This window comes from Chroococcidiopsis cubana SAG 39.79 (genome assembly GCF_003991895.1).
Classification (GTDB): Bacteria; Cyanobacteriota; Cyanobacteriia; order Cyanobacteriales; family Chroococcidiopsidaceae; genus Chroococcidiopsis; species Chroococcidiopsis thermalis.
The window spans coordinates 1-12,767 of sequence record NZ_RSCK01000131.1; the positions used below are offsets into that span (position 1 = coordinate 1).

9 protein-coding genes and 2 pseudogenes are annotated in these 12,767 nt (G+C 42.9%); 1 reads left to right on the forward strand and 10 read right to left on the reverse strand.

Features of this window, described 5'->3' with window-relative positions; all coding sequences use genetic code 11:
* The first annotated feature begins 77 nt into the window (after positions 1 to 77).
* Positions 78 to 803 (forward strand): hypothetical protein, encoded by a 726-nt coding sequence (locus tag DSM107010_RS33980; RefSeq protein ID WP_338418749.1) that lies wholly within the window; start codon positions 78 to 80, stop codon positions 801 to 803.
* A 443-nt stretch (positions 804 to 1,246) separates the two neighbouring features.
* On the opposite strand, the gene DSM107010_RS33985 is transcribed toward DSM107010_RS33980, so the two are convergent.
* The 10 genes and pseudogenes from DSM107010_RS33985 to DSM107010_RS34030 form a co-directional block, all read right to left on the reverse strand.
* Complete coding sequence (locus DSM107010_RS33985; RefSeq protein ID WP_106167781.1) at positions 1,247 to 2,290, reverse strand: ligand-gated ion channel; 1,044 nt, start codon at positions 2,288 to 2,290, stop codon at positions 1,247 to 1,249.
* A 211-nt stretch (positions 2,291 to 2,501) separates the two neighbouring features.
* A complete protein-coding gene (locus DSM107010_RS33990) occupies positions 2,502 to 4,634 on the reverse strand; it encodes an AGE family epimerase/isomerase (protein ID WP_106167782.1) in 2,133 nt (710 codons plus the stop codon).
* Positions 4,635 to 4,671: 37 nt separating this feature from the next.
* Positions 4,672 to 6,768 (reverse strand): glycogen debranching protein GlgX, encoded by a 2,097-nt coding sequence (gene glgX / locus DSM107010_RS33995; RefSeq protein WP_106167783.1) that lies wholly within the window; start codon positions 6,766 to 6,768, stop codon positions 4,672 to 4,674.
* Between the two features lie 26 nt (positions 6,769 to 6,794).
* Positions 6,795 to 7,442, reverse strand: a complete 648-nt coding sequence (locus DSM107010_RS34000) for a DJ-1/PfpI family protein (protein ID WP_015156476.1) — start codon at positions 7,440 to 7,442, stop codon at positions 6,795 to 6,797.
* A gap of 45 nt (positions 7,443 to 7,487) precedes the next feature.
* On the reverse strand, positions 7,488 to 8,939 hold the full coding sequence (locus DSM107010_RS34005; protein WP_106167784.1) for an ankyrin repeat domain-containing protein: 1,452 nt from the start codon (positions 8,937 to 8,939) through the stop codon (positions 7,488 to 7,490).
* 18 nt (positions 8,940 to 8,957) lie between these two features.
* On the reverse strand, positions 8,958 to 10,466 hold the full coding sequence (locus tag DSM107010_RS34010) for a GMC oxidoreductase (RefSeq protein ID WP_106167785.1): 1,509 nt from the start codon (positions 10,464 to 10,466) through the stop codon (positions 8,958 to 8,960).
* Between the two features lie 40 nt (positions 10,467 to 10,506).
* Positions 10,507 to 10,947, reverse strand: coding sequence for a VOC family protein (locus DSM107010_RS34015; RefSeq protein ID WP_106167786.1), 441 nt, complete (start codon positions 10,945 to 10,947; stop codon positions 10,507 to 10,509).
* A 36-nt stretch (positions 10,948 to 10,983) separates the two neighbouring features.
* Positions 10,984 to 11,679, reverse strand: coding sequence for an EthD domain-containing protein (locus DSM107010_RS34020; RefSeq protein WP_106167787.1), 696 nt, complete (start codon positions 11,677 to 11,679; stop codon positions 10,984 to 10,986).
* Between the two features lie 80 nt (positions 11,680 to 11,759).
* Positions 11,760 to 12,152 (reverse strand): annotated as a pseudogene (locus tag DSM107010_RS39020) (nuclear transport factor 2 family protein); the annotation flags it as partial.
* Between the two features lie 226 nt (positions 12,153 to 12,378).
* Positions 12,379 to 12,690 (reverse strand): annotated as a pseudogene (locus tag DSM107010_RS34030) (thiamine pyrophosphate-dependent enzyme); the annotation flags it as partial.
* Positions 12,691 to 12,767: the final 77 nt, after the last annotated feature.

A 12,767-nucleotide genomic window follows, 5' to 3' on the forward strand; every position in this document is an offset into this window, starting at 1 on the left:
TCAAGTCTCTGTTGAAGATCTACGTGGCTGGTTTACTCATTGCTGTTATTGTACCTCAGTAGACTAGAAAATGCTCTATTAACGATAAATTATCTAATTGGACGTTGAGTGCTGAAAAAAACTTAAATACAGCCTTTGCCCAACTTACCGTTAGCGCGGCTCGACATGGCGAATCTTATTCTCAAGTCACTGACGAAATAACCGAAAAAATTACCGAACAAAAGGTCGTAGCTAATTCTAATGGTACGGCTGAAAACAATAAGACACCTGCTTGGACAAAATGGGCAATGGGATTGTTTTCGCTTACTAGGGGTAACTTAGCTGGGGTAGCGATGGTGGGTGCAGAGTTTGACTGGAAAAATATTTTATTTAACTATGTTGCTGTCATTGGTATTGATAATATTATTTTTGCTGTAAAAAGAATCTTTAGGGAACTATTAGAATTAGCATTAATTGGTTTAAACATGAATTTTTTGCAAGCAGATCGGGTACGTCAAGAATTAGTTAAAATGGCTGAGAAAGAATTAATTAAACATTTACCGCAGGTAGCTAGCGAACAATGGCTTGCTGTATATAACGGCGTGAAAGAATATTTTGATGCTTACGAACGAGAAGTAACTAAACGGATCGACGATGATATTATCTCTCGAAAATCTGAACTAGATAATCTAGTTCAGCAAAAAGAAACTTTTGAGGTAAATCGGGATGCAGAAATGCAACGTTTGCAAAAGCTAGATGGGGAAGTTGCGATGAAGTTACAACAGATAGAAGGCTTATTTCAAAAGTCGATCGCTTTAACATGAAGAAGTAGGAAGTAGATAATAGCAGGGGCATATCAATTAATATTTGTGTCACGCCGATAAAAGTCCAAGACAAGTTTACATAGAGTGTAGGCAATCGCGATTTAAATTAAACCAGTTTTAAGTCAGTAGGTTGATGTTTTCAATCTGAAATGGTAGCGAATCAAAATAAGTGCGATCGATAAATTTAGATCGGATAACAAGCACACAAATTACTGTGACAAAGCTTTCAAGCTAGCCTTCTCGATTTTTAAAGTTTTTTATACGTGCCGAATTTACAAATCATTTAGAACTGCTATACAACTCTCATACAATATGAAGCAGTTGCAGCACAGGCAACGTTCACAAATCAATTTGGATTGTTATAGAAGCAGAGACTACTATTTTAAATTGAGTACGTTAGCCGTAAGATCTATTCAAACCACAATTCAATTTATCGTTTTTTCTTAAAGTAAAAAAAATGCAAGTAATCCGATGTTGGATGCCGCAAACATAACTGGAACTAACCAACGTGCTACCCGATCGATCTTCAACGATCGCTCTTTCTGTTTTTCTAAATCGAGCCGATGTTTGACTACAGTGTAAATAACTACTAAACAAATGAAAATATACACAATCAGAATAAATCCATTGATGAAAGTTAGATAAGCAACTTTTGGTAATTCTTCTGCAACTACTATATTGAAGGCGATCGCTGATAATAAAGAACTGGTAGCTATAACAGTATTAGATTCAAAAGACCTCGACCAAAATACCGTCCAGGAAAGTCCAATGATAAACAAGAGTGGAAGAATTATATTCCAAATGTATGGTTTAGAATAACGAAAAACATCAATTTCATACACAAATTCTGGAAAATATGCTTCTTCAATATCTGATTTAATGGTTCTGACATTTGCCTGCTCCTCTCCGATTGTCCATCCCGCCAAAAAAGCATCTTGAGATTTGCCAGTTTTGGTCTTATCTACAGTGAAAATTATGTTTTTACTATCATCTAAGGTTGTGAGGATAATTTGAATTTTTTGATTATCAAAAGGAAATTCTTTCAGGTCGAGTTCGTAATTAAATTGACCTGTAAACTTTTCCTTGTAAGATACAGTACCGTCAGGTTTTACCTTCAATTCTTTATAAGCTGCTTCTCGCTTGCCTTCAATATTCAAAAAACTTACATTAGGTGTCCAAATTTGCCCTGAGTTGTAAGTTTTATGTTTTCCTCCAGTCTGACTTGGATTAAAAGCTAGACGTTCATCTCTCCAATTCAAAAACAAGTAACCATCGAGTGTAAAAGACTCTTCTTGTTCATTAAAATCATCAAAATCGATCAAATACATCCCTACTACAACTTCAGTAGATCGATCGAGCTTGGGTAGAGTCTGAGTTAATTGAATTGTAGGTTTTTTCTCAGAAGTTTCTTGAGCAATGACTTTGAGTTCATTAATAGGTAGACAAAAGGATAACAGAGCAGAAAAATAAACAAAATTTCTACGCATGTCTATTTACACAAAATAGTTCAACAAGTCTTGCAGAAAATCCAAGTTTAGCAATGATTTTAGCGACGATAAAAATCAGAGCTAAAATTAAGGTTGATAGAGTATCTCAATTTAAGCTTGTAGCTTCAGTATTCTTAGTAAAATAGGATTCAGCATCAACTTGGCAAGTTGATTTGTGAGGTTAAAGGTTTTCCCTTTAACCTTTAACCTTTTACTGAGCTAGCAAACTGATTTCTTCATTGAGTTCGCTTTGCTCGATCGCTGCTTTCACAGATCCTTCAGCACCCAAGACAGCGATACTAAAATCACTGCCAGCTTTTTGTTTATAAAAGGCAAGATACCGCAAAGCCTCATCGGAGATCGACTTGAGATCTTGCATATTCAGGATCACACCTTTGACTCCATGAGCCTTCTCCAACTCTTCCTTAAAATATTTCAACATGCTTGGCTCTAGGGAACCAGCTAAATCGATCTTCGCTACCCCATCGCTGACTTCTATCAAGTCAGCATCGAAATCAACCCCAGCAGGCACTATTCTTACTCTGAACTTCATTTCATTTCGATCGGTTGGTAGTTCGATCGTTAACGCTTCAGGATCGAAATTAGTGTATTTGTGACCGTTGAGCCACACTTCTCCAATCCGAATGCTGCCAGGTGGTAGAATATCTGGCTGTACTCGCAAAATATTATCTGGGAAACCTCCAGGCATTGGCTTGAAGTAGAAATCCATTGGTTCCTGATTAATCAACAAGTTGATATAAATAGCTGCTAGGTAGCACAGCTCAAAAGAGTGATAACCAGCCATTGAGTGGCTGCCTTTACCGCGTTCCGTACCCAGTGCGTAGGGTTGTCCATTGGCTAAAACATTGAAATAGACCCCACCAGATTCGGTATCCAGAAACCAAGCGTTATAGAAGGCAGCACCTTCGCGGGCAAACCGAATGAAATCAGGGTCTTGATAGACACCAGCCATGATGTAGTAAGCCAGAATTCCTTGCTCTTGTTGCCACCAAGCCTTGCGATCGTGCCAGACGAGCCGATAGAACTTTTGACCTGGAGCTAATACTCTTTCTTCCATGTCATACCAGCCACCGCGCTGGCGATCGCAACCAACGCCAGGGATAACGTGACCGATCTTCTCAGCAAAATTTTTATATGTTTCTTTGGCATTGAGACTGTGCATCCGCGTCAAGTTCCAAGCAATTTTCAGGTTGTGACCCACAATTGCTCGGTTTTGCTGCACTGTATGGTAGTCTTTTGACCAGTCATCATTAAATTTCTCTTGGACGAAAGGACTAGCATCATAATCGGGAAAATGGGCAGCGATCGTGTCAAAGGTATACTCTAGGAAGTCGGCATATTCTGGTTCGCCAGTGGCTAACCAGAGATTGATTAAATAGGCGGGGGCGTGGTCGCCGACCGAGTTCCAATTCTTTTTAGCCCGATTGCGCCCAAGGGATTCACTATAGGGACTAAGGGTAATTGGATCGATGTGAGAATAGTAGCCGCCTTTTTCACTTTTGTCTTTGAAAAATCGGTGAAATAGATTAACCGTTGCCTTGATGTCATCTTTAATTAAGCGATCGCCTGTGATTCGGTAGGTTTGCGTAGAACCTGCCAAGGCGTAAATCTGCTCGTAGCAAGGAATTGCGTCGTAGTCATCGCCGAATTCTGAGGCAAAGATTTTTTGCTCGCTGCCGTCCGCCTTAATATCAACAGCATGATACCAATAGCAAATACCCTCGCTTTCATCGCGGAAACGCATATGTTCGCGCAGATATTTCGTACCCTTTTCCGCAGCTTCTAGAAAACGATCTTCCCCAGTGAGTAAATAAGCAGAGGCAAAGCCATAAACTAGACGCGAGATCGTGTCCGTTTCTTGACGACCGGACTTTTGCTTATCTCCTGCGATGGTGAGGTTAGTACGGTATTCGGAGTAGTCAATTTCCCCGTCGCCAAACTCAGCTTCTAGATAGAAATCGGCTAACTGCCGCACCTGCTTAATCCACCAGTTTTGCGTTTCAAACAGGTATTCGTTCTCGCTACGACCCAGAAAAACAAGGTGATTGGCTGCAAAAGCGCAGTCGCCGTTTTCTCCATCTGGGTAAAAGATGCCATAAGCAAAGACAAATCGTCCTGGTACAAGCATTTCTCGCATTTGGGCAGTCGCATCGCGATACGCCTCTCCTAAGTTACGTACCAGTTCGCCAAAGGCAGTCGGGGCTAATTGAACGAGAAATTCTCGATTGTCGGAGGTTTTTAAGCTAAAGGTGTCTTTGGTCTTGTCAAACTGTGTTACATACCCAGCAATCAAGTCTGAGAAAGTAAAGTCTATTTTATTCATTGGATTTGCTTTAAATGTAGAGAAAGAATTAACAAAATTACTGAGAAATTAGTACAACAACACTACGACTTTGCACAAAGTAGGTGTTACTTGTTACCAGGGTTTCTTTGCCTGGTTCTGCAATGTCTAAGGGAGAATTCTGAGCGGTGTCTATAGCTCTATACCACTGCTTGCCTGCAACGGCAGGAATTTCAAACTCAAGTTCTTCCCAGTACATGTTGAGCATGACATGAATGTCTGCCTCTTCGTTGAAACCCCCTAAGGTAAATGCCAGAACGCGAGCGTTGGGATCGTTCCAACCAGGGCTGTATAACTGGCAACCATGCCAGGAGATGTCTGCTAAGCCACGCTGATTTACACTACCCGTGAAGTAACGGGAGCGATGTAAATTGGAATGGCGTAGGCGGAAGTCGATCGTTAACTTCCAGAATCGGAACAATTTGCTGTTTTTCTCAACCAGATTCCAATCAAACCAACCGAGTTCGTTATCCTGACAATAGGCGTTATTATTACCTTTTTGAGTCCGCCGGACTTCATCCCCCATCACAATCATCGGTACGCCTTGGGAAAGCAGGAGAATGGCGGCAAAGTTCTTAATCTGGCGATCGCGCAGATCTTCCACCCAGCGATCGCTCGTCTCACCCTCAACGCCACAATTCCAGCTCAAATTCTCATCAATGCCATCTCGATTACCTTCTCCATTTGCTTCGTTATGTTTCTGGTTGTACGAAACCAGATCGTTTAACGTGAAACCATCATGGGCAGTAATAAAATTCACGCTATTGATCGGCAAGTGTCCGTGATTTTGGTATAGGTCAGCACTACCAGCAATCCGAGCCGCAACAGCACCCACGATGCCAGACTCACCTTTGACAAAGCGCCGAATATCATCTCGATAGCGTCCGTTCCACTCTGCCCAACGATACCCTGGGAAATAGCCAATTTGGTAAAGTCCAGCCGCATCCCAAGCTTCAGCAATGATTTTGGTATCGGCAAGCGTTTCAGATAACTCGATATTCCAAATGGCTGGCGGATACTGTAACGGCACTCCATCTTGCCCGCGAGATAGGACTGACCCTTCATCAAAGCGGAAGCCGTCAATATGCAATTCTTTCACCCAGTATTCGAGAGACTCGACAATTAGCTTTTCAGGGATGGGATGGTTGCAGTTGAATGTGTTGCCGCAGCCAGTGTAATCGTAGTAGTACTGCTTATCTCCTGCCACCAGATAGTAGTAGATGCTATTGTCAATGCCCTTAAAGCAGAAGACAGGTCCCTGATGGTTGCCTTCATCGGTGTGGTTAAAAACTACATCCAAGATTACTTCAATCCCAGCTTGATGCAGGGCTTTAACCATGTCGCGAAACTCTCGAACGTGGTTGCCGATTTGAGGGTTAACGCAATAACCAGTGTGAGGGGCAAAGTAACTCATAGTACTGTAGCCCCAGTAGTTCTTCAGGGGCTTGCCGTCCACATCCCGCAGAATTTCTGTGTCGTCGAACTCGAATACAGGCATGAGTTCAACTGCTGTAACGCCTAATTCCTTAAGGTAAGGAATTTTTTCGATCGCTCCAGCGAATGTTCCTGGATGCTTGACACTCGATGTCGGTGACTTAGTAAACCCGCCAATATGCATCTCATAGATGATAGTTTCGCTCATGGGACGATTGAGCGGGCGATCGCCTTCCCAGTCATATTCTGATGTATCAATGACAACACTTCTCATTGATGTCGTCAAATTATCACCAGGTAAACATGCATTCATTCGCTGCCAAAGAGTTTTGTTATTTCCTTTAGCATATGGGTCAATTAACAGCTTATTTTTATCAAAGCGGTGTCCGCCACTGCGATCGGAAGAACCGTCAACTCGATAGGCGTAGTGCATCCCTGGTTGCAGCCCGCTGACATAGACATGCCAGAAGTGGAATGTTTTATTGACATCGGGGTCTAATTGAATAACTTGGATGGGTTCTGGGTCATCATGTTCGTCAAACAACAATAGTTCTATACCTGTAGCATGTTCTGAAAAAATCGAGAAGTTTACCCCATTTTCATCTGGAATTGCTCCCAAAGGATGTGGGTGTCCCTTCTCTATTTTATATGCAGTTTTGGGCGGATCTACTATTAGCGTCATACCCCACTTCCTCTATTATTTAATGTTTATCTTACAGCCAGTATTTCAATGATTTTCTGGGCGAATAAGTGACAATGAGCGCCGCTACGTCCTGTGACTAAATCTCCATCCACAACCACATCTCGATCGGTGTAGATAGCACCCATATTCACAACATCACCATGCAAATTGTTGTGGCAAGTCACGCGGCGATCGCGTACTAGTTCTGGCACAGGTGCAACTAGCCACATACCATGACAAATAATTCCTTTCAAAATGTTTTGATTGGCAAAAGCTTGCTTCAGAAATCCAGTAGCTGGTGGAAGTTGGCTTAGATCTTCTGTATACCTGAGACGGTCAGCTACAAAGGCAGATGGTACAATGATAGCAGCATAAGTATTGAGTTCGCGATCGTCTATATCCTCAAAACTTTCATGACAATCCAGCGGTGCATGATATTCATGTCCTTGAAAAGTTAAAGACTGTTGCCCCCACAAGCGGGTGAGGAGATGAGTTTCAGCACCTTCTTCTGCAAAGCGGTAATGGTAATACCAAATTTCATGTTCGTAGAAGTCACTTTCAATCAGAATACCAATTTTTTTTCCTTGCAGTTTTGCTGTTTCTTCCCGGTTTTTTAGTACCCCTTTAGAAAAGTGATGCCGAGATCCCGACTGGTACAAATGAGAAACCAACATAATCCATTTCCTACAGTCTAAAGTCGTCCTCAATGAAGCTTCCGTTCATATCATTTTTGAGCGAATCAATTTTGGGATTTCACCATCTGAACCATATACGTCAATAGAAATATCCAAAGGTGTTTTGCCATCATGTCCTTTCAAATCTAATCGGGCATTCGCATTAATCAGAATTTCAGCACATTCGTTATCTCCATGCCAAAGAGCATCGTGAAGGGGCGTGTAACCATTGATCGGTCCCTGCACGTCCAGATCGATATCGGGGTGTTCCACCAGCATTTTCAAAATTTCAGGATTACCGTTATAAGTTGCTTTATGGATAGGAGACCCCTTAAATACCCAGTCTTCGACCCTGACTTTCGCACCTGCTTTCAAGAGTTCCCTGACGATTTCTGTATGCCCATCGCGGGCAGCAACTAAAAGAGGAGTATGTCCATCGAGAAAGGAATTTATGTGAGGATAAACAGTATTGACATCAGCCTTATTCTCGATTAACTGCTTAACTGCATCCAGATTTCCTCGATCGGTTGCTGCCATGACTTGTTGAGATTCAATACTTTCTCGTGCAGCTTTTCTACCCGCATCAACGATTTGTTTAATGACAATAAATTTCTGCTTTTCTTCGCCTTGGTTGACGTTGAGTTCAAAGTTAAGGTGATCGTCTAGCGTAAAGCCATAGTGAGTACTCAAATTGAGGTTTGCCCCTCGTTCGACGAGTAACTTCACCAATTCCAACCACTTGTACCACAGGGCATCCATAATTGGAGTATGACCCATTGTCGGCGTAACAGCGTCAATAAATGCTCCGGCATCTAAAAGCAGCCGAGCGACTTCTACACTACCGCCCTGGCAAGCTTTATGTAAGGGAGTTGCCCCAGTTTTACGATCGGTAGTTAGAACGTCTGCACCAGCATCGAGCAATAATTTCACCATTGCAACATTGGCGTGACAGGCGGCGGTCATTAATACAGTCAATCCGTTTTCTGGATTGCGGGTATTAGGATCGGCTCCCTGTTGTAGGAGACTTGTAGCTGCCTCTAGCTCCTCATTTTCTACAGCTTCGATTAAACGAGCCTTTGAATCTCCCCGAAATGCTGCAACGATCGGGGACGGGTCGCAGTAAGATTTCCATTTCACAATTTTCCCATCTTGAATCTGCATCCAGGTAGCAAAAGTGATGTCGAAGGTGAGTCCAGTTGCTTTAATTGTTGTCATGTCATGCACGGTGCCAAATGCCCGATCGCCTTGCACGACTAGCTCGACAGGTTTAAAAACCTTAACCTCAGCTATGCGATCGCGGACTTGAAAAGATTTTGTCACCTCAGCAACACCGTGAGACGTACCAATCCAGGGAATGATATCGCTGACACCCTTAACTGGTTGGAGATTGATCCACTCGATATCGTCTGCCAGACAACTCATTGCGGTTTCATAGTCAGCTAGATCTAGCGCGTTGAACCACTTTTCGGCGACTTTCTGTGTTTCTTCCTGGCTCATGATTGACCTCCCCAAAAGTCATGAATGTTGAATATCCTCAGCCAAAATCCGCTCTAGACAACGCTCGGCGATCGCCGCGATTGTCAGTGCCGGATTGACACAGGTACTAGACCCTGGAATTAAAGCACCATCGACAACATATAGGTGTGAATGCCCTTCCACGCGCCCGCAGTCATCGCAAACTTGACCCATACAGGCTCCTCCCAGTTGATGACCAGTCGTCTGAGAGGCAATCGGAGGCACTTCGCCACCATTTTTCTCGCTCAGCAGTTCGGCTAAATACTTAGCAGCTTCTTTGGCTTTGGGGTCGCTGGCAAAATTTAATTGGACTGTATCTGAAGCTGGGTCGTAGCTAAAGTTGCCTCGATAAGGGGTCATAGCAAAGACAAAGCTACCAATGACATTTTTATTCGGAAAATCTCGTTCAAATCTCGGTAATGGCGCTCGCATCATCACACAGGGAAAAATGGGATTATCATAATTGAGAACAGCGATCGCACCTGGACCGCCTAAATGCGGGTTGGTAGTTTCTGACAGATTGGTGCGAAAGGCATAGGTATCGCCATCGTTGCCAAATCCCTGTCCTATGCGATCGTTGATTTTTGGTAAATCTCCCTTAGCTTTAGCTTTGATTAGGAGTTCGCAAGTCCCCATGACACCAGCAGCCATGAACAGGTACTCACAAGTTAAAGTTTGTCGAGTCATGACTTCACCAGAGTCGTTAATTATGTCTACTACAACTGCATAACCACCTTCTGGTCTTTCCGCAACTTTGGTGACAACATGATGAGTGCGAATTTCAACGGCACCCGTTTCCTCAGCTAACTTTAGGTAGTTTCGATCCAGTGTTTTTTTACCACCACTGTTATTGCCAAACCAAAACTCAGCTGCAATCACAGATGGCACTCTTTTTCCTACCATTTCTTCTCGGACAATATCCCAATCAATTCCCATTGGAAATCGATTAACTCCGTTGATTAAGCCACAATTGGTAGATTCGACATAAGGGAATCCTGCCTTGAGAGCGTGTTGTTCCAATACCTTTAATCCCAGATAATATTCACTTTCTAGAACATCATCTGGAATAGGGGCGCTGCCAATAATAGAGTGGACTCGGGGAAAATAAACAGCATCCATTTCGTCATAGTTAATGGAGCTAGGAAACACCTGCTCGAATAGTTCCTGCGGTGGTTGAATTAAAATTCCCCCATATGCCAAAGAACCACCACCCACACCACACCCGACTAAAAACTTGTAGTCTCCTCTTTCTAAAATTTCGAGTACCCCGGTGTATTTTTCAATCGGAATTCCTTCATAACCTGGAGTTTTTGTGACTGTATTCAGCCACTCTGCTCGTCTATCTGGATTTCTAAATGTTGCAAAAGTTGCATTTTTAGTAGGATCTTCAATTGTCCAGCGCCGTCCCCTCTCTAAAACAAGAGTTTCAACTCCTGCTCGTCCTAAGCGTAAGGCAGCTACTGCTCCACCGAAACCACTGCCGATTACAATTGCTTTGATATCAGTCATGATTTGTGCCTCAATGATTTTGGCGCATCTTGATAGCCGCTTAACGTATGGGTTCAAACGTTTCTAGAAATTGAATGATATTACCTTCGTTGTCTCTGATAAAAAATTCTTTAAAACCGATATCCTTGACAATAACGAGATCCCAAGCAATTTTGATCGGTCGGCTTTTGACCCGTGCGATCGCTGCTTGAATGTCATCAACCTTGAAAGTAATCTGGCTGACACCTTGAATTGAAGTGTGTTGGGGGGGATCTGGACGGTCTACAGGATGCCAATTCTTATCCTCGATCAATTCGATTCTGACACCGTTTGTCTCAATAAATACAATCCGAGTGCCAAATTCTGGGAATTCTCTTCTTAGGACTTCCTCGAAACCTAATTGCTCTTTGTACCACCTAGCTGTTGCTTCCAGATTCGACACTGCAATAGAAACTCCGAGATGCTTCACAGTAGCTAGAAGACCTTCACTTTTATCTGTCATGATTTTTATCCAAATCGAATACCATGCTCTAGATCGCTAGCGGAATTCTGGACCAATAATCCAATGTTCTTTTGCGACAAAGGTATGAGCATATTTAGGTTCGACAAAATTAGCTAAATCCCACTCAGATTCTTTGCCTTGCGGCGAGTTCAAAGCTTTTTCTAGCGACTGAATGTCATCAAACCACAACTGTGAAACACAATCGAGGATTGATTCTCCAATAGCGTAGAAACTATCGCGCACGTGACACTGAAGATAACGCCGTAGACCTGGAAGTTTTAGATCCTTGGGCGCATGAACCTCCAAACTGTATTGACGAAATTCCTCCAGCGGCATTCCAGCCTTACGCTTAACTAGAGCAAAAATTTTAACCAAAGTCGAATCTTTTTTCAAAGGTTCGCCTTCCATCAGGACGTGAGCTGTTGTATCTAGTACCATAGTGCGCCAGAAAGCTGCCCAGTTAGGCTCATCCAGCCGCGCTCCTGCTAAAAACTCCTTTGACTGAAGAGATGCTAGTTGCTCTTCCTCGTTCTCTAGCCATATTTCCGCTACACCACTAAAAAGAGGGTCTTCTGGCTCTTGACCAAATGGGATGCGGGTATCAACCAAGTAACGCTTGATCTGAGAAATCTTACTGGCATAGTAAACTGCATGAAAATTGACCCAGTAATCCTGGAACTCTTTCTCAGTGATACCTGGCTTAGGGTGGGCAAATATAAGTTGATGGATCATATGAAACCTTATGAAGTTAGGAGTAGTGCGTTAGTTGTAGCGATCGGTAAAGTTGTTTGTCTTGAAAGTTATTTCTAAAGTTATTGAATATAGTTCATCGTTGGTGCAGGGACGTTAGGATCGAGGATGAGAGTTCGAGCTTGAAACTTCCAATTTTCGCCAAATTTCACTAATCGATCTTCGTATAATCCAGTTCTAACGATTGTGGCGGGAATACTCTGGATATTCATGGCGATGACATAACATCCTCCTTTAGCACCTCCGAAATCAGGTTCGATCAGGAGGTTATTGTTCCAGTGCCGAGTAGCTTGCACGTCAGGAAAGGCATTGTAAGTATTGATTAACTCCTGCGTCCCTGTCGCCTGTACTATAACTGTCCCATCCGCGCTCGTTAGCGAGAATATACCATCAGGCGTGAATGTATCTGCCCATTTAACAGCGTTATTGCCTTCTTTGAGGGCATCAAGAGTATAGAAATAGTTGCTATTGAGCTACTGAATCGCCAAGATATCGTTGGATGACAGGGCTCTCTTAGGAGTCTGGGCAGAGAGTTGCAAGGGATTAAAACTACTCAAAACTAGTGCTGAGAGTCCAGCTCCGGTTACAAGCAACATTCTTCGTCTTGTAATTTTCTGTTGTCGCCTGCTTTGATAGTCCGCCTCTTGATGCATAAAATCTCTCTTCCTAGTACGACAAATCTTACTGCCCACACCTAACGCCGATCGCATTTGGATGAACGTTACCTTCTAAGATCAGCTCAATTAAAAATGGTCCTTGATGGGATAAAGCTTGTTTGATGGCGGGGGCAATCTCTTCTGGCTGCTCGACTCGGACTGCTGCAACTCCCATTGAACGTGCTATTTCGTCAAAGCGAATGGTTGGCTTAGATAAATCAAAGCACAAGGGAAAATCATGCTCTGCAATACCCTGCTCCTTCCAGTAAGCTTGGATATTCAACTGTAAGATTCGGTAAGACCTGTTATTACAGACGATGAACTTAGCATCTACGTTAGGCAGCTTGTAAAAATAACTTAAGCAACTTTTAAAGGACTAAGTTATGATTTTAGAGCAGCATTGAGATTGAAACG